General features: G+C 50.2%; 19 protein-coding genes and 1 pseudogene. 6 read left to right on the forward strand and 14 right to left on the reverse strand.

The features are described from left to right. Positions 1-39: 39 nt before the first annotated feature. A complete protein-coding gene (locus NYR02_RS02230) occupies positions 40-648 on the reverse strand; it encodes a TetR/AcrR family transcriptional regulator (protein ID WP_260974769.1) in 609 nt (202 codons plus the stop codon). Positions 649-741: 93 nt separating this feature from the next. Here NYR02_RS02230 and NYR02_RS02235 point away from each other — a divergent pair, with 93 nt between their 5' ends. The 3 genes from NYR02_RS02235 to NYR02_RS02245 all read left to right on the forward strand — a co-directional run bounded on the left by NYR02_RS02235 (position 742) and on the right by NYR02_RS02245 (position 2,662). Next, positions 742-1,623, forward strand: coding sequence for an SDR family oxidoreductase (locus NYR02_RS02235; protein WP_260974770.1), 882 nt, complete (start codon positions 742-744; stop codon positions 1,621-1,623). Between the two features lie 357 nt (positions 1,624-1,980). Further along, positions 1,981-2,412 (forward strand): alcohol dehydrogenase catalytic domain-containing protein, encoded by a 432-nt coding sequence (locus NYR02_RS02240; RefSeq protein ID WP_260974771.1) that lies wholly within the window; start codon positions 1,981-1,983, stop codon positions 2,410-2,412. Next, positions 2,297-2,662, forward strand: coding sequence for a zinc-binding dehydrogenase (locus NYR02_RS02245; RefSeq protein ID WP_260974772.1), 366 nt, complete (start codon positions 2,297-2,299; stop codon positions 2,660-2,662). The genes NYR02_RS02240 and NYR02_RS02245 overlap by 116 nt, the downstream gene beginning before the upstream one ends. Positions 2,663-2,775: 113 nt before the next feature. On the opposite strand, the gene NYR02_RS02250 is transcribed toward NYR02_RS02245, so the two are convergent. Continuing rightward, positions 2,776-3,501, reverse strand: coding sequence for a GNAT family N-acetyltransferase (locus NYR02_RS02250; protein ID WP_260974773.1), 726 nt, complete (start codon positions 3,499-3,501; stop codon positions 2,776-2,778). A 552-nt stretch (positions 3,502-4,053) separates the two neighbouring features. Next, positions 4,054-4,914, reverse strand: coding sequence for a Tim44 domain-containing protein (locus NYR02_RS02260; protein WP_260974774.1), 861 nt, complete (start codon positions 4,912-4,914; stop codon positions 4,054-4,056). A 312-nt stretch (positions 4,915-5,226) separates the two neighbouring features. On the opposite strand from NYR02_RS02260, the gene NYR02_RS02265 reads away from it, so the two are divergent. After that, positions 5,227-5,697, forward strand: coding sequence for a bacteriohemerythrin (locus tag NYR02_RS02265; protein ID WP_260974775.1), 471 nt, complete (start codon positions 5,227-5,229; stop codon positions 5,695-5,697). A 77-nt stretch (positions 5,698-5,774) separates the two neighbouring features. On the opposite strand, the gene NYR02_RS02270 is transcribed toward NYR02_RS02265, so the two are convergent. The 11 genes and pseudogenes from NYR02_RS02270 to NYR02_RS02320 all read right to left on the reverse strand — a co-directional run bounded on the left by NYR02_RS02270 (position 5,775) and on the right by NYR02_RS02320 (position 15,261). Beyond that, a complete protein-coding gene (locus NYR02_RS02270) occupies positions 5,775-7,133 on the reverse strand; it encodes an SLC13 family permease (RefSeq protein ID WP_260974776.1) in 1,359 nt (452 codons plus the stop codon). A gap of 173 nt (positions 7,134-7,306) precedes the next feature. Beyond that, a complete protein-coding gene (locus NYR02_RS02275; RefSeq protein WP_260974777.1) occupies positions 7,307-7,957 on the reverse strand; it encodes a M15 family metallopeptidase in 651 nt (216 codons plus the stop codon). A gap of 212 nt (positions 7,958-8,169) precedes the next feature. After that, a complete protein-coding gene (locus NYR02_RS02280; protein WP_260974778.1) occupies positions 8,170-8,574 on the reverse strand; it encodes an EF-hand domain-containing protein in 405 nt (134 codons plus the stop codon). A 221-nt stretch (positions 8,575-8,795) separates the two neighbouring features. Further along, entirely contained in the window at positions 8,796-9,365 is a 570-nt protein-coding gene (locus NYR02_RS02285) for a HupE/UreJ family protein (protein WP_260974779.1), read from the reverse strand. 196 nt (positions 9,366-9,561) lie between these two features. Continuing rightward, positions 9,562-10,203, reverse strand: a complete 642-nt coding sequence (gene ureG, locus NYR02_RS02290) for an urease accessory protein UreG (protein WP_260974780.1) — start codon at positions 10,201-10,203, stop codon at positions 9,562-9,564. Positions 10,204-10,382: 179 nt separating this feature from the next. Then, positions 10,383-11,081 carry an urease accessory protein UreF gene (locus NYR02_RS02295; protein WP_260974781.1) on the reverse strand — a complete coding sequence of 233 codons (699 nt, stop codon included), beginning with the start codon at positions 11,079-11,081 and terminating at the stop codon, positions 10,383-10,385. A 58-nt stretch (positions 11,082-11,139) separates the two neighbouring features. Further along, positions 11,140-11,631, reverse strand: a pseudogene (ureE, locus tag NYR02_RS02300) (urease accessory protein UreE); the annotation flags it as partial. A gap of 36 nt (positions 11,632-11,667) precedes the next feature. Then, a complete protein-coding gene (gene ureC / locus NYR02_RS02305) occupies positions 11,668-13,380 on the reverse strand; it encodes an urease subunit alpha (RefSeq protein ID WP_260974782.1) in 1,713 nt (570 codons plus the stop codon). A 264-nt stretch (positions 13,381-13,644) separates the two neighbouring features. Next, the gene (locus tag NYR02_RS02310; RefSeq protein WP_260974783.1) at positions 13,645-13,968 is read right to left on the reverse strand and encodes an urease subunit beta; all 324 of its coding nucleotides are present in this window, start codon (positions 13,966-13,968) and stop codon (positions 13,645-13,647) included. Between the two features lie 59 nt (positions 13,969-14,027). Further along, on the reverse strand, positions 14,028-14,330 hold the full coding sequence (ureA, locus tag NYR02_RS02315) for an urease subunit gamma (RefSeq protein ID WP_145469284.1): 303 nt from the start codon (positions 14,328-14,330) through the stop codon (positions 14,028-14,030). Between the two features lie 46 nt (positions 14,331-14,376). Further along, a complete protein-coding gene (locus tag NYR02_RS02320; protein ID WP_260974784.1) occupies positions 14,377-15,261 on the reverse strand; it encodes an urease accessory protein UreD in 885 nt (294 codons plus the stop codon). Between the two features lie 469 nt (positions 15,262-15,730). On the opposite strand from NYR02_RS02320, the gene NYR02_RS02325 reads away from it, so the two are divergent. Next, positions 15,731-19,015 carry a TonB-dependent receptor domain-containing protein gene (locus NYR02_RS02325; RefSeq protein WP_260974785.1) on the forward strand — a complete coding sequence of 1,095 codons (3,285 nt, stop codon included), beginning with the start codon at positions 15,731-15,733 and terminating at the stop codon, positions 19,013-19,015. Then, positions 19,005-23,444, forward strand: a complete 4,440-nt coding sequence (locus NYR02_RS02330) for a hypothetical protein (RefSeq protein WP_260974786.1) — start codon at positions 19,005-19,007, stop codon at positions 23,442-23,444. Before NYR02_RS02325 ends, NYR02_RS02330 begins: the two co-directional genes overlap by 11 nt. Positions 23,445-23,868: the final 424 nt, after the last annotated feature.

The following is a 23,868-nucleotide window of genomic DNA, read 5'->3' on the forward strand; positions in this document are numbered from 1 at the left end:
CAGCCCAAATAAGCAAATGCCTGCTTCTTGCAGAAATACTCATCCCAACATAGAAAAAGCGACTAATAGCATCATCTTCACAATTTTCGGATTCTCACCACGAGAGATCAGTGATGATGCATTACTCAGCTGTGCATCGATGTAGGTGGCTGCAAATTCTGGTGACATGTCTGCAGAAAACTCACCTTTGATCTTTGACCGCTCCACCCACTTTCTGAAAGCCGCTAATGCTTGCTCCTCAAGGAAATCAACTTGTGCGCGTGTTGCTTCACCTAAGTGCATTCGTGATTCACGCATTTTTATAAAAAGACATCCCATTGGGGACTCATGATGACAATTGGCTGAGGTGGCAAATGACACAAGGTTATCAAGCGCTTCTCGAAACGGCATTTCGCTGTTCAACATCTGCTGTACAGGATTTAATACTTGTTCTTGATACCTCAGAATTACGGCTTTCATCAAGCCATCTTCATTCGAAAACTCCCGATAAAGCCCAGGTTTTGATACACCCGATCTCCTGCAAATTTCATTAAGGGACAAGCTGCCGATGTCCTCTTTCCAATAGGAATCCATTGCAACGTCCAAAACGTGGTCACGATCCAGGGTCTTGGGTCGCCCCCTTGCAGGTTTGATTGGATTTGACTTCATTTTTATACCGCCCGGTATTTTAATTTGACAAACGATGTTTCGATGCTTATTGTACCAGCCGGTATTTAATTAACAACCTAGCAGGAACGAAAAATGAGTGAAGCAAAGAGAAACATAGTGATCACCGGCAGCAGCAGTGGATTTGGTCAAAAATCAGTAAAAGATTTTGCTGATAGAGGCTACCAAGTGTTTGCCACCATGCGCGGCCCAGAAGGCAAGAACTCCGCTGTTAAGGCCGAGCTGGAAGCGTATAGTGATTCCATTCATGTTGTCGATATGGATGTTACCAATGACGAATCTGTCAAAAACGCCATTGCAAGTGTGCTGGCTAAAGCGGGCAAAATTGATGTTTTGCTTAACAATGCGGGCGTAATGTACCTTGGCATTACCGAAGCGTTTAGCATTGCCCAAGCTCGTGAACAGATGGAAACCAACTACTATGGGGCTATGCGTACTATACAGGCTGTTTTGCCTGTGATGCGTGATGCTAAGTCTGGTCTTATCATCAACACCTCATCCATGGTTGGCCAAATTTCTGCTCCGTATTTCTCTACTTACGCTGCAACCAAGCATGCTTTAGAAGGCTACCTTCAAGGTTTACGCTACGAAGTTGCGCCATTCGGTATCGATGTCGCCATCGTGCAACCTGGCCCATTCCCAACAGGTTTAAGCGCATCAGGACAACAACCGTCACGTACAGACATACTGGACAGCTACGGTGAATGGGCAAACATTCCTGCAGCCATGTTCGAAGAATTCGGTAAATTTATGCAGAGTGATCAAGCACCTAACCCACAAATGGTCGTAGATGCTTATTTAGACCTAGCAGACATGCCTGCTGGTAAACGCCCAACACGCACACCTGTTGGCTTGGTTTGGGGGGTGGATGAAATTAACGCTGCCAAACAGCCTATTCAAGACCGTGTTTTGACAGAAATGCAATTGGACAAGGTTCTAGGCGGCGCTGACGCGTAACGTATGAAGTGCGGTCTCTTGCTTCGTTAACAGCGACGCACTGTGGCTCTGGCCCAGTGCGGATGCTGATCCTGACAAGTACAGGATCTTTGGGTGATGCGAGTACTGCAATGCTTGGTGCAGTGTCCCAGTTGCAGATCATTGGATGTCATCAGACCTTGCGCGACTCGACTGTCGCAGCTGGATCTTTCAATACTTCCCCCGAATTTGCTTCAAAGGCCTTCGCTTTCCCTAGCACTTAACCTTGTATCTATTTCACAAGGAGACCTCCTATGAAAGCCTTCGTCGTCGACAAATACAAAAAGAAGGGCGCAGCCTGGCCGATATGCCCAACCTAAGATCGATGCGCATGACGTTTTGTTACGCATTAACGCGGCTGCGATCAACCCCGTGGATACAAACATCCGTGATGGCGATTTCAAACTGTTGTTACCCTATCGTACGCCTTTCATTCTGGGGCACGATCTGTCAGGGACAGTGCTCCGCATCGGCGCCGATGTACACAAGTTCAAAGCAGGGGATGAAGTCTTTGGACGCCCGCGCGATTACCGGATTGGCACTTTCGCAGAATTCATCGCTGTGGATCAGGATGATCTGGCGCTAAAACCCGCTGGCCTGGACATGGAGCAGGCCGCCTTGATCGCGCTAACCGCCAGGCAGGCGCTGGTCGACGTTGGCAAGGTCAAGCCGGGGCAGAAAGTGCTCATTCCGGCTGGCTCTGGCGGGGTCGGCATCATCCAAGCATCTGGGGGCTACGGTCGCTACGACCACCAGTGCAAAGAATTTTGATCTCGTCAAAAGCCTCGGCGCGGATGTGGTGATCGATTACAAGACCCAAGATTTCGAAACGATCCTGTTCGGCTATGATCAGATGATAAACAGCCAGGGTGCCAAAACGCGGCAAAAATCGCTGAACGTGCTGAAGCGGGGTGGCAAGCTGATCTCGCTCACCGGTCCGGCGGATGTTCCGTTTGGAAAATCGCTGCAGATGAACATGTTCTTGCGGCTGGTGCTTTGGTTCATGAGCAGGGGGGGCTGAAGAAGGCGAGGCGCCTGGGAGTAAACTATGCCTTCATGTACATGAAGGCCGACGGAGCTGGCGAGAAATTGGCCGAGATTACCAAACTTATCGACGATGGCGTGATCCGTCCCTCACGACCGGTGATGGCGGGCTGCTTGAGTTAATTCGCTCAGTCGGGCGCGCTGCTCCCCCAACTCATCAAAGTTATCTGGCCCCAGCCATTGTGAGAACGCCTTTGATAGTGCCGGCCATTCGATATCAATAACGGAAAACCAGGCAGTATCCCTGCTACGTCTCTTGTACACTGTAGCTTGACGAAAAGTACCTTCATGACTGAACCCGAGGCGCTGAGCGGCGGCACACGAGGGCGCATTCAAAGCGTCGCACTTCCACTCATAGCGCCGATAGCCGAGTTCGAAAGCTCTTTTCATCATTAAGAACATGGCCTCCGTGGCGACCGGACTTCTCTTGAGGTGCTCGGAGAAATGGATATGACCAACTTCGATAGAGCCACTCGCCGGCATAATCCGGAGATAGCTCGCAATGCCAACGGCTCGCCCGTCCGACTTTTGAATGATCGTGAAAAACAATGGATCATCGTTCCGGCTCATTGCCTGGAGCCACTCATAATAGCGCTCAAAGGAACCAAAGGGGCCATAGGGTAGATAGGTCCAGTTCCTCCCATCTTTGTCCATTGCGTTCGCAGCATAGAGCTCTTCGGCATGGCGCTCTGGAGCAAGCGGCTCAAGGCGGCAGAAGCGGCCATCCATTGGGCCTGGCGATGGGTGTGCGGGCTCTACCCAGTCAGTAAGCGGCTCCCCGACAGGCTGGCCGAGATCATTCACAAATTGAGACATGTTATCCCTTTTACATCTAACACCTATGGACACCCTCATTGTGCAAGCAAAAATCTGTCTTTGGTATAGTGCAGCCATCTATTCGGATTCTATCTGGCCTCTAGGAAACATCCTTGATGAACTTCGCCAACGCGGTTCTTCTCAGCTTATCGTTCTCGAAGAACGCAGTTAGGTACAGAATACTAGGATTGCGGTTCTACCTATCAGACATCAACTCTTGCTTACTCAACTAAAGTGTCTTCATATCCCTTGTAACTCTGTTCTTTACTTAGCAAAGCCCAGCTTGTTCTCACCAACTTATTTGCCATTGCGACGATGACTACGTTGTGGTGGCGTCGTTTCATCAGTTCTTCAAGCCAGCCTACCGGAGCATATTTCAGTCTCAATGTAAGCCAACCAATCTACCATTCTAAACACCAAACGATTGAACGTCGCCGGTAGCCCATGCTCTACATCGCCGTAAGAATTTGACAACCACTGTTTTAGTTTTAGCGGGTATCACAACGCCAAATTCTGAAAACGAAGAACGTATTCAATTGATTATCGAGGTTGTTATTCAGCTTGAATGCCCACAATTAACCATGGTGCGTTGTCTATGCTCAGATCGCGCTCCAGATGCCAGATATCAAAAATACCGTCTTCGGATTTTTCCAGCAGATCGCGTACGCGGCCTTTAAACAGCAGGCTGATTTCGGCGTTGTCTCCGGCCTGGCCGGCGGCAACGATTTCGGCGCTTAAATCCAGCACTTCGGTTTGTGGTGGCACCATCATACGGCTGCGTTGGGTGGCCAGCGCGGCGTACAGATCGTGGCTGACGTATTCAGTGATGGTGTCGAGGTTGCCCTGATTCCAGGCTTCCTGCACTTCACGGTAGTGCTGTAAGGCGCCGTCGATAAAGGCTTGCTGATCAAAACCGGCTGGCAGATCAATGCTGGTTTCGGCAGCAAAAGCGGCGCTGTTGTCAGAGGCCGGGGCAGCACTGCTGTCGGCCAGGTTACCCATATCGAAGCTCTGACGTTGTTGCGTAGCATTGCCTGCTGCCGAGTAAGCACTCTGTGGCGCATTGTGCTGAGCGGCGCGGCCACGCAACAGCTTAAACAGAACAAAGCCAACCAGCGCCAGCAGCAGAATATCCATTATCTGAATACCTTCAAATGCACCACTGCCCAGCAGGTAGGCGAACAGGCCACCGGCCAGAAGGCCGCCGAGCAGGCCTTTACCCAGGCCGCCGCCAGGGCGGGCATTGTTAGTGGGCTGCTGTTTCTGGGTTTGGTCCGGGGTGGCTTTTTTCTGCTGGAAAGGCACGGGTTTGGATTTGCCAAAACCACCGGAGCCAAAGCGTGCCGCATCGGCGGTGCTGGCGAGTCCGAAGGTAAGCATCAGGGCGGTGAACAGGGTCCAGAAGGCTTTCATAGTATCCTCGTTGTCTTTTTATACTGGTCTTTTTTGTGCGGATCTTTTTTGTATGGGTCTTTCTTTAACTGGGTCTTTCTTTAACTGGATCTTTGCGCAAAAAACCATTTTCAGGCGTGCATCATAGGGTAGCGGGAAGGGGGCGTCATGCAGGGAATTGGCAGGAATCGTAAATGTGACGAAGGTTTCATTTTACACAGATTTAACCTTGCAAAATGTAAGTCAATTGATTCAGGTCAATTTGTGATCAGGCCATTTCTCTAAACTCGCCGGAGGTTACTAATAAAAAAAACAGCACAGGATGTTCTGGCTATGGAAATGTATGAGTGGACCGCTGACCTGAATCTGGGAATCGAAGTGATAGATGCCCAGCATCGGCAAATAGTGCAATACATTAATGATCTTACCCGTGCGATCAGCTCTGAAGACGTCGATGATGTATTCGATGTCATGGAGCGCCTGCGTGATTACACCCTTGATCACTTTGCCTTCGAAGAGCAATTGATGAATCAGGCCGGTTATGTGTTGTTGAGTGCGCACCAAATGGTGCATCGCCGCTTTGAAGATAAAATCGCCCGCATGCAGGAAGAGCTGACCAGTGGTCGCGACCCTTTTGGTATCGCCCGCCGGGTGCGTACGTCATTAATGGCGTGGCTGATTCAGCATATCCGTCATGAGGATGTCGATTATGTGCCGGTGGTTAAAAAGGTATTAAAGCGGGAGGAGAGCTGGATTAATTCCTCGCTGAAACGGATTTTCGGTAACAGCACCTCCAACGCCTGAAGATTTTTGCAGGCATAAAAAAACGGCTGACGCGTGCGCGTACAGCCGTTTTTTATGCGCTGTTACCGGGATAACGTTTACCAGAACAGCCAGGCAAACAGAGTCAGCACAATAATGCAGGCCATATTCAGCCAGATGCCTGCACGCATCATTTCACTTTGCTGCACATAACCGCTGCCAAATACGATGGCATTGGGCGGCGTGGCGACCGGCAACATAAAGGCGCAGGAGGCGGCAATGGCAATCAGTGCCGACAGGATAACCGGTGATACCCCCAGGCTGTCGGCAATGGCCGCAAACACCGGTACCAGCAAGGCCGCGCTGGCGGTGTTGCTGGCAAACTCGGTCAGAAAAACCACAAAGGTAACGATGCTCAGCAAGGCAATAAGAGTGCCGCCGGAGTGAAGAAAATCACCGATGCTGTGTGCGAGAAATTCACTGGTGCCGGTGGCTTTTAATACCGCGCTCAGACACAGGCCACCGCCGAATAATAACAGCACACTCCAGTCGGTGGTTTTTTCAATATCTTTCCAGCTCACCACGCCACTGGTGGCCAGTGCAATAATTGCGCTGATACCAATAATACTGTCAAAGGATGCAAATTTGCCGAGCCAGTTATTCAGCGGGGCACTGAAAATCCAGCACAATACAGTGATGGCAAAAATAGCCAGCGTGATGCGCTTATTGTTATCCCAGATCATGGTGCTTTTCTGCACAATGAAGCGCTGGTTCAGATCGGGCTTTAATACCCAATAGAGCACGCCAACAGCTACCGGCAGTAAAACCAGCGTCACCGGTAGCGCCAGCTCCATCCAGGCAATAAAACTCAGACCGGTTTGTGCGGCGGCAATGGCATTCGGCGGGCTGCCAACCAACGTGGCAATACCGCCAATACTGGCGCAGTAAGCAACGCCGAGCAGGGTAAATATATAAGTGCGGTGATGCTTTTCCCGGTCCAGCTGGCTGAGCATACCCAGTACCAAAGGCAGCATCATGGCAGCGGTCGCAGTATTACTGACCCACATCGACAGTCCGGCGGATACGGCAAACATCATCAGCACCGCAACCGCCAGACGGCCACGGGCTATATTCAGTACTTTATTGGCAATGGCGCGATCAAGCTCCTGGGCGTGCAATGCAGACGCCAGGGCAAAGCCACCGAGAAACAAAAAGATAATCGGATCGGCAAAGTTACTCAGCGTCTGCGGCGTTTTAAAAATACCAAAACTAACCGCCAGTACTGGCACCAGCAGTGCGGTGATGGACACATGAACGGCTTCGGTCAGCCAGAGAATGGCAATAAACACCAGAATACTCAGACCGGTAACCACCGCCGGAGCAAAGGGCAGGGTTTTGAGCAGCACGACAAACAGCAGAATATCGGCGCTTAAAATCAACAGCCCGCGCCAGCGGCTGAAAAATTCAGAGGAGACCATAACCTTATCTTTAATAATGGTAATAAGTCAGCATACTGCGCTGCGCCGACTGCCGCCAGTCGGGTTTGTAATACTTAGCCCTAGGTATAACTACGGTAATAACCGCAGGTAAAAGGCAGTATTGTTTTGTCATTCAGCTGCTTTTTATGGCCGAATGAGGTACGGGCGGAGTTTTATTCCCAAGGCAAAAAATCAAAATACTGATCGGGGTAGGGTTCATCGGCGAGGGTAAAGTGCCACCACTCTTCCCGTACCCCTATAAAACCGTGGCGACGCATAACACTCTGCAATAAATCGCGGTTGGCGCGCTGATGGGGGCTGACATCCGCCGACTCGGGCCAGGATTGCGGGCCAAAGAAATCAAAAATGGTGCCCATATCCAGTTCCTGCCCGCTGTGATCAACCAGGGTCAGGTCGGCGGTGCTGCCGCGTGAGTGTGAGGAGTGGCTGAATAAGTAACCCTGCTCAAACAGTTGCGGCTTTTTCAGCGCCGGATAAAAGCGGTCTTTGGTGCGCAAGTCTTCGGCACTGCTGGCCCAGCGTAAAAAATGGTCGACCGCGCGTTGCGGGCGATAAGCATCAAAGATTTTTAAGCGCAGGTTTTGCTGACGTAATTCGGCTGCCACATTGGCCAGAGCTTCTGCCGCCGGACGGCTGAGCAATGCACAGGCCTGCTGGTAACCATCCACCACGGCACCAATAAAATTATCGCGGCTGGCGTATTTCAGCTCGATGATAATGTCAGGAATAAAGTGCTCGAGGCGGACAAGGGATGGCTGAGCCGGTTCAGCGGCTGATGGGCTGGCAGTAAAATTCAGGGTCATTGCGGATAGTCGCGCGGCGGCTGTGGATGTATTGCCTGCAGTGTAACGCTTTTTTTGCGTCGCCGCCTGATACACGGCAAGACTCACCGCAAGACAGTACTGCCGTTTACCGGCCGCACTTTTTTGCTACAAGGTGTTATGCAGGCAGCCTTATTAGCGCTGCCCGGCTATTGCAGAATGACCAATACGCTAAAACGACCCGTAGCGCAGAATTACTGATTCATATTCTTCTGATTCATTTTGGGCATGTTCTGCTGATGCATGCCTGGCATTTGCTGTTTACGCATATCCATCATTTCCTGCTGGTGCTTCATCTGGCCATTTTTCAGTTCGTCGGCGCTCAGCTGGCCATCGTTATTGCTATCAAACTGGCTGAACATCGGTCGGTTGGCAGCGCCTTTCATCGGCATGCCAGTGTTGGCCTTTTCTTGCATGCGGCTGGCGTGAGCGGCGTTGAACTCTGCTTCAGAAACAACCCCATTTTTGTCGGTATCGTAATCAGAAAGCGCCATTGGCCCGCGCGCAGGAACATCGGCAGCGTGAACGCCAGCGATCAGCAAACAAGATACGGAAAATAAGACAGACAGGATGGGTAGGGCAAAGCGACGTGTTTTCATGCGGAGCCTCCTTTAAGGGCTGCAAACACAGAATGTGCACTTGAATGTACAGCGCCTGTAGCAGCATAAAGAAGACACAGATCAAGCAATGGCCGATCAACGCGCAATCGCCGGGTAATAACCGATAAGCGGTGCGTACTGGCGTGAAAACATCACGCTGGTGATGTTTTCACGTCCGGACCAACTCAGAATACTGCTCAGGCTATGCCCTAAGTCAGACCTTAAGCTAAGCCTAAGACAACCCCGGTCAGAGCAATGGCCGCACCGGCGACACGACGGCTGATGTCTGCCGCTTTGCTGTGACCAAAGGCCGCCAGTGCATAACCAGCAGCGTGCAGAACCGCGGTCGCCAGCAGGAAGCCCGCACCATAGGTTGCCAGAGTGCTCATCGCCGGCATTTCCGCACCGTGGGCAAAACCGTGGAAAAAGGCAAAGCCACCGGCCAGCAGAACGCCCGCAAGCGCGCCTTTTTTCAGGTTAAAAGCAATCAGACCACCGAACACCACCACAGAAGCGGCAATCATCAGCTCGGTAAACGGCAATTGCAGACTGCTGGCGCCGGCCAGAGCACCCACCGCCATCATGGCAACAAAGGCCAGTGGTGTCGCCCAGCGGGCAGCACCACTCTGGCGTGCGGCCCACAGACCCACCGCCAGCATCGCCAGCAGATGATCAAGCCCGGTAAAAGGATGTGCAACACCGGCAGAAAAACCAGACACTTCATGGCCGGTATGAGCAAAGGCTGCGGCTGGCATCAGCAGGGCGGCGGCAGAGATCAGAACTTTTTTCATAGGATTCTCCTTAGGAGTTTTCTTGCAAATTAATTCGAATTTATCACTTACCAACAGGGTGGCAGTTAGGGTGGCGGTTACTCTCAGTGGATGCAGTGCAAGGCGTCCCGCAATGAGGACCCGAGACATACCGACTGGTAGGCGACGGGCCGAATGAGGACACAACACAGCAATGCGCCGCTGAGATAAGCTCCACTCAGACGACCGCTTTAGCGGGGGGGATAATTTTTTGCTCCAGCATCCCCTCGGTCACAATAAACTGAATAATATCATCCAGCCCCTGCGCTTTTTTCAGGTTAGAAAATACAAACGGACGCTCGCCGCGCATTTTTTTCGCATCGCGGTCCATCACATCCAGATCGGCCCCCACCAGTGGCGCCAGATCGGTTTTATTAATGACCAGTAAATCGGAGCGGGTAATACCCGGGCCACCCTTACGCGGAATTTTGTCACCGGCGGATACGTCGATCACATAAATGGTCAGGTCGGATAATTCCGGGCTGAAGGTTGCACTCAGGTTATCGCCGCCGCTTTCGACAAAGACCACGTCCAGATCACCATGGCGTTTCATTAATACGTCGATAGCGGCCAGATTCATCGAGGCATCTTCGCGGATGGCGGTATGCGGACAACCACCGGTTTCCACGCCCATGATGCGGTCAGCTGACAGCGCTTCGTTACGGGTTAAGAATTCGGCATCTTCTTTGGTGTAAATATCGTTGGTTACCACCGCAATATTGTAGTGATCACGCAGGGCAGAACAGAGCGAGCGTAATAATGCTGTTTTACCGGAGCCAACCGGGCCACCGACACCAACGCGTAAGGTTTGTTTTTTCATTTTCTTCTCCAGTAATTCTGAGTCTTGCTTAAATTTTTAATCATGTAATGCAACCAGCGATGAGGGCGTTAGTGAAGCAGTCAGGGCGCGGCAAAAATTATCGAAGGAGCGCAGTGTAGTTAGCCTACATGAGCATCCTGAGAAAATTTTTAACAAAGTCCTGACAATGCAGCTAGCCCTCATGATCGGAACAGGCGCGTGTATTGCGTCTCATGCTGCGCACTGGCAATGGCTAATGCCGGTAACGAGCCGCCGATTTCAGCTTCATCCACGTCTTCTGCAGTGCGGATAGTGGCCGGAATCAGCGTCTGTAAATCACTTAATAATTGCTGCGCCTGGGTCTGACCCAGCGGTACCAGCTTGGTGGCGGCGGCAATCTGATTTTCCAGCCAGGCAAAGGTCAGACCGGTGGCGGCGGCAGTAAACGGAATCTGCCACTGCACCGCCGGATACGCATACAACGCAACAAAGCTGATATCGCCTTCGGCCTCGCTGGCATAGCGCGGCAGGGTAACGTCCAATTGCTTTAATAAGCGCACCAGCGCTTCGCCCATGGCGGTATCGGTTAGGCGTAATTCGCGGGTTTCGCGACTGGCCAGAATTAAATCGTTCCAGCCTTGCCAGCTTTTTTCATCGGCAGCGGTCACCGCCTGCATCGCACCTTTTAATACCGGTAAATCAATCAGCGCCTGGGTTTCGTGCAATTGCAGCGCAATCCAGTCACGGGTTTTTACCATATTGCTGACCCAGCCTTTTTCCACGGCGTATTCCAGCCCCTGGGAAAAGGCGTAACCACCCACCGGCAGGCTGACACTGGACAGCTGCAATAAACGCAGCAGCCCCGGTGTTGTCAGCGCCGCGTGGTGATCAGTGGTCATGTCCGTCACCGTGCCCGTGCCCTTTATCATGTCCGTCATCATGGCTGTGGCCGTGGTGATGATCATGATCGTGGGAATGACCATGTGAATGGCCATGTGAATGGCCATGTGAATGGCCATAACCGGGTGCATAAGCGCCGGACTCCGGCACAAAGACGGCGTGTTCATGGCTGACCATCAGGCCAAGCAGATGCAGCATATCTTCCAGCACATGATCCGGTTTTATCCGTAACCAGCGTTCACCCACTTCCACTTTTACATGGCGGTTGCCGAGGTGATAACAGGCTTTGGCAAAGGTTTGCCAGTCGTCACAGCTGGCGTGGGCGACGTCTTCTTCAGCGCCTTCAATTTTTACGATTTTGCCATCGGTGGCGCGTAAAAATTCACCAACCAGTAAGGGTTTGCCACGTTCCAGAAACAGGCGCACTTCTTCGCCGTCGGTACTGGTCAGACGCAGACGACCACGGTCGCGCTGTTCGTAGTTCAGCACGACCGTAGCACTGACAGGATCATGGCAATGGGTGCCAAGGCGTTCGTAAACTTCCAACATAAACAGTCCTTAAAACAGTGCTTTTATATTGCACGGTTAAAATAAGTTATACAGTTGTGCCAGTGGCAGTTCGCTGGCCGGTTCGCAGGTCAGTAATTCGCCGTCAGCACGCACTTCATAGGTTTGCGGATCAACGCTAACGTCCGGCATCCAGTCGTTCAGAATCATGTCTGATTTACGGATATTGCGGGTATTTTTACAGGCCGCTAAGGTGCGTTTAACTCCCAGTTTTTCACCGACGTTATTATTTAACGCCGCTGCCGATACAAAGGTCAGGCTGGTGGCGGCGGCGGCTTTACCAAAGGCACCGAACATCATGCGGTAATGCACCGGCTGTGGTGTCGGAATCGACGCATTCGGATCGCCCATCGGTGCTGCGGCAATCATGCCGCCTTTAATAATCATGCTCGGCTTGGTGGCAAAAAAGGCCGGTTTCCACAACACCAGATCAGCCAGCTTACCTTTTTCGATGGAACCCACTTCGTGGGAAATACCATGAGCAATGGCCGGGTTAATGGTGTACTTGGCGATGTAGCGGCGTGCACGGAAATTATCGGCGCCGATGTCCAGATCTTCTTTTAATAAACCGAACTGGGTTTTCATTTTATGCGCCGTCTGCCAGGTGCGGGTAATCACTTCGCCCACGCGGCCCATGGCCTGAGAGTCGGATGAGATCATGCTGAAGGCACCACGGTCGTGAAAAATATCTTCAGCGGCAATGGTTTCTTTGCGGATGCGCGAATCGGCAAAAGCGACGTCTTCAGGAATGCTGCTGTCGAGGTGATGACAGACCATCAGCATATCCAGATGTTCATCCACCGTATTACGCGTATAAGGGCGCGTTGGGTTGGTGGAAGAGGGCAGCACATTGGGGTAAGAACAGGCGCGGATGATATCCGGCGCATGGCCACCACCGGCCCCTTCGGTATGGTAGGTGTGAATTACGCGGTCTTTAAAAGCACCAATGGTGTCATCGACAAAACCGGATTCGTTCAGGGTGTCGGTATGAATGGCAACCTGCACATCGTATTTTTCCGCCACACTCAGGCAGCAGTCGATGGATGCCGGTGTGGTGCCCCAGTCTTCGTGTAATTTCAGGCCGCAGGCACCGGCTTCCAGTTGTTCTTCCAGTGCCTCTGGCAGGCTGGCGTTGCCTTTACCTAAAAAGCCAAAATTCATTGGCATATCGTCGGTGGCCTGCAGCATTTTGCCGATGTACCAGGGGCCGGATGAACAGGTGGTGGCGTTAGTGCCGGTGGCTGGTCCGGTGCCGCCGCCAATCATGGTGGTGACGCCGCTCATTAACGCTTCTTCAACCTGTTGCGGACAAATAAAGTGAATATGCGCATCAATACCGCCAGCGGTAAGAATGGAACCTTCACCGGCAATCACTTCGGTGCCCGGCCCGACAATAATATCGACGTTATCCTGAATATCCGGATTACCGGCTTTGCCCACGGCAAAAATACGGCCGTCTTTAATACCGACATCGCCTTTTACAATCCCCCAGTGATCCAGCACCACGGCGTTGGTAATCACCAGATCGACGGTTTCTGCGCTGACGCGCTGGCTCTGGCCCATGCCATCACGGATGACTTTGCCGCCGCCGAATTTCACTTCGTCGCCGTAGGTGGTGAAATCTTTTTCAATCTGAATAAATAATTCAGTATCGCCGAGGCGCACTTTATCGCCGGTGGTAGGGCCGAACATCTGCGCGTAGGACGTGCGGTCCATGGTTTTATTACTCATGTGCTTTCCCTAAGTTATCTAGGGCCTGTTAACACTAATTAAACAGGCCTGTTATTGGCTAAAAATTTCTCAGACAAGGCGCTGAGAGTGTGGCCTAACGGGTTAAGTGAGCGAGCAGCAACGCAGAATGAGGGACTTTTAGCCATAACCCTTCGGGCTGAGGCCAGTTTTCCCCATTAACATCGTCGTTCGTCATTCATTTAGCTCGCTAATATCACTCCTCTCTCCTTGTTCTGAGAAAAACTGGCTCTCAGCAGGCCCGATTTACTTAGTGTTAACAGGCCCTAGCTTGCCCATTATTTCGCCGCGGAAACCGTACACAATGCGGTCTCCGGCGTAGGCGACTAATTCCACTTCACGGCCCTGGCCTGGCTCAAAACGCACGGCGGTACCTGAGGCAATATTCAGGCGGAAACCTCTGGTTTTTTCCCGCTCAAACGACAGCGCCGGATTGGTTTCGTAAAAATGATAATGGGAGCCAACCTGAATCGGGCGGTCACCGGTATTCTCAACACGCAGACGAAGCGTTTCACGGCCTGCGTTTAATTCGATATCGTCTTCGCCGACGATAATTTCACCTGGAATCATGTTCTTTCTCCTGTAAACCGTTAAGCATCTCGGCTGAAGTTGTTTAAACGCAGGCCGTTTTAAACAATGGGCTCATGCACGGTGACCAGCTTAGTGCCATCCGGGAAGGTCGCTTCTACCTGTACCTCATGAATTAATTCCGGCACGCCGGGCATCACCTGATCGGCGCTCAGCAGTGTTTTACCGTAACCCATCAGCTCGGCCACGGTTTTGCCATCGCGTGCGCCTTCCATAATTTCCATGGTCAGGTAAGCCATGGCTTCCGGGTAATTTAATTTCAGACCACGGTTCAGGCGGCGTTCTGCCAGCAGGGCTGCGGTAAAAATCAGCAGCTTATCTTTTTCGCGCGGTAGCAGTTCCATCGTTCACCTCAGTTAATCAATCAGTGCTTTAAATAGTCAGAAATAATCAGGTTGCCCAGATGCGCGGAGCGCAGGCCGGACGTTGCATTAATTGCGGGCGGATAATCGCCCAGGCCTCCATCAGCAGCAGGCGGGCCTGTTCGCTGCAGGTGCCAAGATAACGCACGCTTAAAAATTGGCCGTTCAGGCTGACGCCGGCGAGCTGGTCGGCGCACAGCTCCTGAAGTTTCTCCAGAGCCTGTTCACAAAAGCCCTGAGTAAAAGGCCCGGCCACCAACAGACCGTGTACCGGCATGCCACGGAAACCGGCCGCGGCATTTAATAATTCGCTGTTACCCGGATGCAGGCTCAGGCGCTCATTCAGCAATAGCCGTTGCTTATAATAAATACGCAGCCCCTGCTTCAGCGTGGTGTGCTGATCAAGGTCATCCAGACGGCTGCCATTAGCGGGCAAACCGAGGCTGACAATATCCCAGCCGATATAGCGGCTGTTTTCACCCAGATGTACTTCGGTTTCCAGTTGCGCACGCGATGACGGAAATAAAATGGTTTCCAGTGGCATCCATTCCAGTGCCGCGTTGTTATCAACCGTTAGCTGCACTTTCTGTTGTTGCAGTAAACCATCGGCACGGGCGCGGTAAACACGACCGGCTCCGGGCGTTGTTACCAGCACATGGCTGTTTTCACCGGCACTGACATTAATAGTAAGAAAATCACCCGACACCATGCCGCCGGGCGGGTGCAGCAGATACAGGTGCGCACAGTCCGGCCCTTCCGGGTAAAACGGCTTTTGCACATAAAGAGGGCCGTTATGTTCGCACTGCACCAAACGGGTGCCTCTTTCTGTCTGGCGTGTGGTCAGCTGTAACTGCGCGTTCCAGTATGGTGCATCAGCCTGCGCGCTTAGCAGCGGCTGAACGGGGTGATTCAAGCCGTATCTCCTTTGTTCTGTCAGAACCAGCCCAATAACAACGGGCCGCAATGGGTTATGCCGGGTTGTTAAGCAAGAGGGATACCATATTGACTGCTTAGTCAGTTTTTTTAGCGGCGGGCTGCCCGGTTAAGGCCGGCAGAGGGACAACGATGTGCAGGTACGGCGCAGGTAAACAGGCGTGCACAACATAAGGGATCACTGTGCGCCAGGAAGGCGCACAGAAGCCGGACAATATCAGGGGCCGGACAGCCGCCGGATAAAAAATGGAACATTATTAAAAACAGATGAAATCTTTTGCACAGGTTTTGCTGTTGAATTGATCACGTTATACAACGCTCAGACTTATCCACAATGCGTGACATATAAAATTCATGTCGCACTTCCCCCATATTTACCGTCTTCAGTGGTAGCTGCCGGTTGCTGCATTCAGGCCGGAGTCATTCACATATGATCAGGGGAAGTAAAAATGGGGGTATCGAACAAGCATTTACTGACTGGCTTTATCAGTTTGTTAAGTGCAGGACCATTGTTTGCTGCGGGTCTTAAAGCAGACATCGTACTCGACGGGCAACCACTGGCAGAAGCCATTATTTTGCTGGATGGAAAAGAAATAGGGCGCAGCAACGCCGATGGCAGTTTCTGGTATGAAGGCTTTGGTGGTGGACGGCATACGTTAACGTTGCAGTTGCCGGATCAATCTGTTCCTTACAGCTTTACGCTGGCAGATGATGAAGCGGCTTTTATCAGCATCAGCGCAAAGCGCGGTGAAAAAACAGTAGATGCGGCTATTGATCGTGTTCCGCTGGCGGCAGCCAATCGTAATAATAAAAAAGAGCTGGCAGGCATTGGCGTTCTGACAGGGGAGGTTTTCGGACTTGAAACTAATGGTCCGGTTCGTAATGCAATGATTAGTGTTGTTGGTAAAAATATTACCGCACGCACCGATCGTAATGGCGAATTTAAAATTGAATTACCAAAAGGCGAATACAGCCTGCTGATTGAACATCCGCAATATATGTCGCGCACCCTGACATCGGTCAATGTGATGCGCGGTATGGAAGTGAGTGTCTTTACCGAATTACCGATGCTCAGCAGCAATGACAGTGAATTTATTGAAGAAGTGGTCGCGGTGGGCAGCTATCAGGCATACAGCCCGGTTGATGCTGAGCGAATGTCATCGGCGGTAATGGATACTATGGATTTCACGCAGATTGCCCGCTTTGATGACAGCACCGTCAGCTCCGCCATGACGCGGGTCGTTGGGGTAAGTATGGAAGACAGCCGCTATGCGATTGTCCGTGGTATGAAGAGCCGTTATCAGTCCACTTTTTTTAACGGTGCTATTCTGCCCTCCACCGATCCGGCTCGTCGTGATTTACCGCTGGATATCTTTCCTGCAGATATTATGCAGTCGCTGTCACTGCAAAAATCGGCCACCGCAGATGTACCGGGCACAGCAACCGCCGGTCATATTGATATGCGTACCAAGCCTACTCCGGATGAAGGATTTTTTAAAATCTCGGCCAGTCTGGCCTATGGTAAAGCCAATAGTGAAGACGGCTATATAAGCAAAGAACATGGTGGCCGTGACTGGACAGGGTATGACGACGGTTTCCGTGAAATGCCGGACATTGCCAAGCGCGCGCGCGGTGCTTATTTTTTTGGCGATCCGGATTCTGCGGGCAGCAATGGCCTGGGCGACAGCGAAGAATTTCTGCAGTTCCGTGAAGAGCTGGGAGAGTCCTTTGAAAACTACGGCGTGTATAAAGGGGATTTACCCGCCGATATGTCCATCAGCCTGTCCGGAGGTGACAGCATTGTCACGGATGGCGGACAGCGCCTGGGGATGATTGGCGCAGTGCGTTACAGTAACAAATGGACCAATGATGAAAAAATTCAGAACGGTTTTGAGCTGTATACCGTTAACAACCCTGATACAAATGAACCAGAAGATCTTCTTGCGCTGACATCTTCAAAAGTGACCTACGATACCAATAATGTTATCGACCTGAGTGCCATGCTTAATCTGGACTGGCGCATTACCGAAAATCATACACTTGGCCTGAATAATATTCTGTTACGCCATACCACCAACTCGGCAGAGTTTGAGGATAGGTATGTTATGGGTAATGGTTATTATATTGCCGAGAATAATATTGTTATGCCCGAAGATCCGCGAGACTGGCCATATGGCGGAAACATAGAAAAGCAGGAAACCCAAAGTATTGACTGGATTGAGGAGCAGCTGGTCAGCCATCAGATATGGGGTGAACACTACATCCCCCTGAGTGATGGAGGATTACTGGGGGACTTAAAAACCAATTGGCAGATTTCCCGGTCAAGCAGTGAATATGATCGCCCGAATGCTCAGCGGTACTCCTATCAGGGTAATAGCCTGTCTGCAGACCCTGTGCTGCAGGTTGGTTTCAGTAGCGCCTATAATCTGTGGGAAGCTTCTGAAGAAGACGGCAACTCAGCCAGTATTGATCTGGAGTTACCGATCAATGAAGGCGGAGATATTTCAGTAACGGCAAAAACGGGTCTGTATCAGCTGAGCCGTACCCGCGACGGTTATGAAGATCGGTTTTCATACCGAGGTAATAAGCTAGAACAGGAAACCAGGGAAAATATTCTTTTGTACCCTGACCCTGCGGATATCTTCACCGATGAATATATTGGTGATGGCACCAATGGCAGTAATGGTCTGTACGTGAATTATGGCGGTTCTATCGATGCAGAAAATGATACCGGCGTCGATAAAGGTTATCAGTACCGTGTCGAGCAGAATACCAATGCCTGGTATGTGCAAACCGACTGGAACCTGTGGCAAACGGTTACGGCTAATATCGGTGTGCGCCGTGAGTCATTTAAAGTAGAAGCTGACCAGTATTACTACAACCCGGAACCCTTGTACGAACTGCTGGATGAAACCAAAACCCTGCCATCTCTGGGACTGACCTGGCTGATCAGCGATAACTGGCAATTACGCGGCGCTTACAGCAAAACCGTAAGCTGGCCGGAAACCTTTGAACTATTACCACGAAATTATCGTGATATCGAAACCCTGACCAGCTACAAAGGTAATCCGGATCTTAAACCGGCCGATATTAAAAACTACGATATGCGCCTGGAGTGGTACCCCAGTGATAATGAATCCATCAGCCTGGGTGCTTACCGCAAAGACATGGACAACCCGATTGAAAATGCCTTTGACACGCTCGGTGATGATTACGATTACTACACCTTTGTTAACGTAGAATCCGGCAAGGTGACCGGTTGGGAGCTGGATTTCCGTACCGAGTTTATTCTTGATGATAACTTCAGTCATTCTGTCTTTGTGCAGGGTAATTACACCGACATTGAATCGGAAATCAGCCTGGCCGCTGACTCCAAAGAAACCGATTTAAACCGTCCGCTGCAAGGCCAGCCTGATTATATCTTTAACCTGCAGTTAGGGTATGACCACTTCGAAACCGGCCAGGAAGTCACGCTGGTATTTAACCGCAAAGGTAAAGAACTGGTGATTGTTACCCCTGATGCGGGCAGTAACGTCACCAATGTTTACAGCGATCCTTATGACGACCTGAAACTGATTTACACCAAACGGTTTGGTGATGACCTTAAAGTGTCATTGTCGGGTGAAAACATACTGGATTCTGAAAAACGTCAGTACTACGAAAAATACGATGTGGCCTACCTGAGTTACAAGTCCGGGCCTAAATACAAGCTGAAAGTCAGTTATGAATTTTAAATATTGGACTCCTAAAAAGATGATGGGTGGAATTATGTTATTTAAAAAATACCCTCGGGCTTCTGAGTATTCAGGCCTGAAGTTAATACCAAAGCTGGGTGTCTTATCCGCGGTTTTGTTACTCGCAAGTTGCGGTGCTGATGTATCCGATGAAACCGCCATGCAGGAAAGCCTGGAGGTATCGCTGGCACAGTGTGAAATCCTGCAATACGGTGTGGTCGGAACCGCTACTGATCCGGTGCAGGTAAACGGCGAAGAATTCAATGCCTGTTTACTGAACAAAGACATCGGACAGCTAAGCAACACACGCGATATTACTAATAATTTAAACACGATCAGTCTGAAACAGACGTGGAACTATAAACCTCTAGTCTGGGTGCTGGATGGTGTGTACGAGTTCGGCGAAAGTAAAGAATACGAGACGTTGGATCAATTACTCGCTGAGCGTGTTAATTTTTCCGTTGAGCTATATGCGAAGCCCGGTTCGGTTGTAATTCTTCATCGAAATGCACAATTAACGGCCAACATTTTATCACTCGACGACAATAATACCGGCGGTGGTGAATGGGGTGGTGTGGTTATTAATGGCATTGGCTATTCACCAGAGTGCCCGGCAACCAGTAGTCCAGACCAGCTGTGCAATATTAAAGGTCCCTTTGGCTACTACGGCGGTGTTGCCAAAGATACCGATCTGACAGCCTATGGCATGAGTTTCAACTCGACAAATACCAAGGGGTTTCCCGGTTTATACAGCTTGAACAGCGGCGATGGTTCCGTGATTGGTGAAGCGGGTGAGGAAGTATCCGTCAGTCTGGAAAACTATGCGGGTGGTACGATTCATGCGGCGGTTACCGCTTATGCTCCCGCAGCCAGCCAAACGGGAGGGGTGATTGCTTACAGCGGATCGAATGGGCTGCAGGTCCACGGTGGCAGCTATAATATTGTGAATGGCAATCCGGTTAGCCCCATTCCCTATATCACTAACATCAGCGCTACCGCTCTGGAGCTGAATAACTATCAGGGCGATATTGCTGCTCGTATCAGGCATGACTCGTTAACATCGGCGCTGGTGGTGAAGGGCGGTCAGGTGAATTTGAGTAATCTTAGCCTGTTCGACCAGTACAATCAGGCGGGTGTGGCGATATCAGTAGCCAGCGCAGCTAAAGTTACCTTGGATGACGCCCTGGTTCAGGGCTTTGATACCTGTCTGGCACCACAGGATTCGGCCAGTCAGATCAGTGTGGGGTCTGCTTTGTTTAACTGCAGCAACATTACCAATAACACCAGTAATGCCCTGGCAGCCATTGCAGACGCGACCGATCTGATAACCGGTGCCGATGCCCTGCTCAGCTATATATGGGCAGTAGGTAATAGCAGCTTAAACTTTGCCAATGTTGAAGATCCGTCTCAGTTGGGTGCGGGTAATGCGAGTGTGTTGGGAGTTTATAGCCCGGCCATTCTTTTTCCCGAGTGTATGGGGGTCGGCACGCTGGCAGAAGATACTCTGGTTGTTGGTGGCATGCCGTATCAGATCTGTGATTTAACCAACGTTGACCAGTCAGCCACTTTGTACAGCAACTTCAGTATTGAGGGGCGTTTGGATAACGGCGGAAAACCTGACTATTATCCTAAAAAAATTGCCTGGCGGATAAATGGCCAGGTGCAGGTCGGTACCGATTTTGCGCCACTCAACAGCGCTGAACGTGCTGCCGCATTAGCCAGTCCGGTGCAATTGACGCTGCCTGCTGGCACCACCTTGCTGGCTACCAGTAACAACGATTCTGAATTGCTTATTCAGCCCGATGCACGCTTGCGTGTTGCCGGCTCAGCAGAAGCGCCGGTTGTTGTCGGTGTTGCCGGGCTGACCGCTGGCGATATTACTTCAGGCTGGCGCGGTATTACGGTTAATGGTGCTGCCGGTAGCGCTAAACAGCTGGATATTCAGTACCTGCGTCTGTATGACACTGGTGAAGATGGTCAGGCGGCATTCACCCTTAACGAGGTTGGAGCAGATTCGAACATTACCTATCTGGACATTTACGGTGCCGGAGCAGACGGCCTTAATATTAATGGCGGCGCTGCCAATTTTGATCATCTGTTGATGGCCAATATCGCAGGTGACCAGATTCAGTGGCAAAACGGCTATCAGGGAACCATAGAAACAGCCGTTATCAGTCCGGGAGACAACAGCACCGGTGCCGTGTTGCACGGTATTAATAATAATGCCGATTATGATGCTATGCCGCGTTCCCGCCCGGTTATCACCAATATCACCGCCGCTGGCTTTGGCTCTGCCAATACGGCTGTATTGCTGGAACAGGGTTCTGGCCTGTTGATGTTTAACTCGGTATTTTCAGATTTTGCCACTTGCCTGGATATTGACGATGCCGAAACCGCTGCATTACAAAGCAGTGATCCATTGGGAATTCTGTTTGATGGCGTGATATTCAGTTGTGAAAACACTCTGGCCGATGAATCCGAAAGTGGCGGTTACGATTATGGCTATACCGTGGTTTCTGCAAGTGGTGTGGTTGAAGAAGATCCGGTTCTGAATACCGGTTACCTGATTACTGGCAACGTCAGCGTGAGTCTGGTGGATCTGAGTAACTACGCTGCTTTATTAGGTGATGCCTACCATCATCTGGGGGGCGGTGCTTATATTGGCGCAGTGGCAGATGATGGTGATGACTGGTACAGCAACTGGAGTGATTCGGTGGTTATTGCGCCGGACTCTGAGTGTAATGACCTGGGCATGATGGTGGGCGCTGATTTGTACTTAATGGATTATCGTAACCAGGTTGACGTTGACATAAATGGTGACGGCGCTGTCGAAAGAGGTTACGCCGCTCAGATTACCTGTCGTATTCTCGGGGGAACCTATACGGAAGACAGAACTCTGTCAAAATACACCGGATTAGCTGGTGAGGCTGTAGCATCAGCGATCGAAGCCGGTGAAACTGATATGACCTCGGTACTTGCTCCTGGCTACATTGTCCTTGGTTCAAATACGAATGACATTTACTGGGTCGATGAACCTATTGTGCCGGTAGTGCCAACTACCTGGACGGTAAAAGGTGAAATTCATATTGGTGAGGGGCATCAACAAATAACTGACGTTGCCGCCGTTGCTGATATGAAAGCAAATCCGGTAACCCTGACGATTGATGCGGGCGTTGTGTTAACGGCGGAGTCTGAAAATAGTGTTCTGCATATTACCCGCGCGGGTTACCTTAATATGCGTGGGGAAGCAGAATTTAAAGATAGTAATGATAATCCTGAAGATACTAAGGGTTATATCGAGCTGGATATTCCTCTGGTGATTGATGGCTTTGCCCGGCATAACCAGTGCCCGGAAGCAGCGACAGCAGAGGCGGGCACTCGAATCTGTAATATTGAGGGACAATATGGGTACTACGGCGGTTATGATAATGACTTTGTGAATTTTGATATGCGGTATTTTTATCAAAATAGTACGCTTAGGCTGAATGCCACGGGGTCCGCTACCATTGATAATTCAATTTTTAGAAATTCTAGTGATGCAGGTGAAGAGTATACGGGGGTAGATCAGATTTCCATTGATGGTGGATCAACTAACTTCAACCATTTATACCAACAAAGCTCATCCGGTCACTGGGGAAGTTTTCTGTATTGGAATCATGGTTATCAGGGAACTTTACAATATATTTCAGCAAGCCCCTCTTTTCTTTATGGTTCATCGTATAGCCCTGACCCTGTCTTGATGGATGAGTCCGGTCAAATTCTTTACCCATTATTGCGTGGCGACAATGTGACGGATGCCGAGTTGCTGGAGGCTGGCTCATTGGTCGCTTTACCAAGGTCTATGCCGACCATTGCGAATATGACGATTGCGATTTATGAGTTTGCGGAATATGAGCAGGTTAGTCCCGCAGTGGGATTGGGCAATGATACGGGTTTGTTTATATATAATAGCGCTTTTGGTACGTCGGAACGTTTTATGGATCGTGGCAGAAACTTTGATCTCTGCTTCTATATTGACGAAACCATTAAGCCTCAGCTTGATGATACGTTGGTAGTTAACAATCTCGCTGCTAATTGCAAGGCATTTTCAAACAATCCTGATGGCGGGGGTAACTTAGTCGATTTGTTGGCAGTGAGTGACACTTCCAGCTTTAAGCATTACTACGCGGCATTAAGTGGTAAAGGACCAGGTAATTATGATGGTGGAGTTGTGCCTGGTGTGACAGCCCCTCCCAAACATGGTGATTATTATCCGGCTCCTGAAGTAATGAAAGGGCCTGATCTGATCTGGAACGATTCCACCGATGCTTGGCCTCTGAATTATTCCAGCTCAAAAACAGTAAATGCCAGTGTGATTGAAACTAATGGCTATATTGGGGCGTTTGACTATTCGTTGATATTTAATTCCGGTACGGATATTACGGATTAGATTCAATGTTTTAGTCAGTTAGTTTTTAATTTTAAGGGAGCTTTTGCTCCCTTTTTTGTTAACTAAATTTAATGTCGGTGTATTTTTTTAAAATACAATTATTTAAAGTTTTGTTAATTTAAATTGATGGGGCTGTTTTATTTTGATTGTTTTCTAAGCTTTTGATTTTAATTGATTTTAATTGATTTTAATTGATTTTTGTTTAAGTGTTACAAATGGGTTAATTTTTAATAATGATGGATTATTAGGTTGGTGATAATACTATGTTATTGATATTAAGTTGAAACATTTTAGTCATTACTTTTTGGCACTGTTTACTTGCTCCTTGTGAGTGTTTTGTTGGGTAAGTAATCCAATATTTTCGGTGATAATTTACATCACTACCTTCGATCGATAATGTTTGTATTCAGTTTTTGCAAACCTA

The organism is Thalassolituus pacificus (genome assembly GCF_025318105.1).
GTDB lineage: Bacteria > Pseudomonadota > Gammaproteobacteria > Pseudomonadales > Oceanobacteraceae > Venatoribacter > Venatoribacter pacificus.

What these genes read in the sequence shown, in the direction of transcription:
- NYR02_RS02230 (WP_260974769.1), bottom strand. Translation starts at nt 648, where the DNA reads ATGAAGTCAAATCCAATCAAACCTGCAAGGGGGCGACCCAAGACCCTG.
- NYR02_RS02235 (WP_260974770.1), top strand. Translation starts at nt 742, where the DNA reads ATGAGTGAAGCAAAGAGAAACATAGTGATCACCGGCAGCAGCAGTGGA.
- NYR02_RS02250 (WP_260974773.1), bottom strand. Translation starts at nt 3,501, where the DNA reads ATGTCTCAATTTGTGAATGATCTCGGCCAGCCTGTCGGGGAGCCGCTT.
- NYR02_RS02260 (WP_260974774.1), bottom strand. Translation starts at nt 4,914, where the DNA reads ATGAAAGCCTTCTGGACCCTGTTCACCGCCCTGATGCTTACCTTCGGA.
- NYR02_RS02265 (WP_260974775.1), top strand. Translation starts at nt 5,227, where the DNA reads ATGGAAATGTATGAGTGGACCGCTGACCTGAATCTGGGAATCGAAGTG.
- NYR02_RS02270 (WP_260974776.1), bottom strand. Translation starts at nt 7,133, where the DNA reads ATGGTCTCCTCTGAATTTTTCAGCCGCTGGCGCGGGCTGTTGATTTTA.
- NYR02_RS02275 (WP_260974777.1), bottom strand. Translation starts at nt 7,957, where the DNA reads ATGACCCTGAATTTTACTGCCAGCCCATCAGCCGCTGAACCGGCTCAG.
- NYR02_RS02280 (WP_260974778.1), bottom strand. Translation starts at nt 8,574, where the DNA reads ATGAAAACACGTCGCTTTGCCCTACCCATCCTGTCTGTCTTATTTTCC.
- NYR02_RS02285 (WP_260974779.1), bottom strand. Translation starts at nt 9,365, where the DNA reads ATGAAAAAAGTTCTGATCTCTGCCGCCGCCCTGCTGATGCCAGCCGCA.
- ureG (WP_260974780.1), bottom strand. Translation starts at nt 10,203, where the DNA reads ATGAAAAAACAAACCTTACGCGTTGGTGTCGGTGGCCCGGTTGGCTCC.
- NYR02_RS02295 (WP_260974781.1), bottom strand. Translation starts at nt 11,081, where the DNA reads ATGACCACTGATCACCACGCGGCGCTGACAACACCGGGGCTGCTGCGT.
- ureC (WP_260974782.1), bottom strand. Translation starts at nt 13,380, where the DNA reads ATGAGTAATAAAACCATGGACCGCACGTCCTACGCGCAGATGTTCGGC.
- NYR02_RS02310 (WP_260974783.1), bottom strand. Translation starts at nt 13,968, where the DNA reads ATGATTCCAGGTGAAATTATCGTCGGCGAAGACGATATCGAATTAAAC.
- ureA (WP_145469284.1), bottom strand. Translation starts at nt 14,330, where the DNA reads ATGGAACTGCTACCGCGCGAAAAAGATAAGCTGCTGATTTTTACCGCA.
- NYR02_RS02325 (WP_260974785.1), top strand. Translation starts at nt 15,731, where the DNA reads ATGGGGGTATCGAACAAGCATTTACTGACTGGCTTTATCAGTTTGTTA.
- NYR02_RS02330 (WP_260974786.1), top strand. Translation starts at nt 19,005, where the DNA reads ATGAATTTTAAATATTGGACTCCTAAAAAGATGATGGGTGGAATTATG.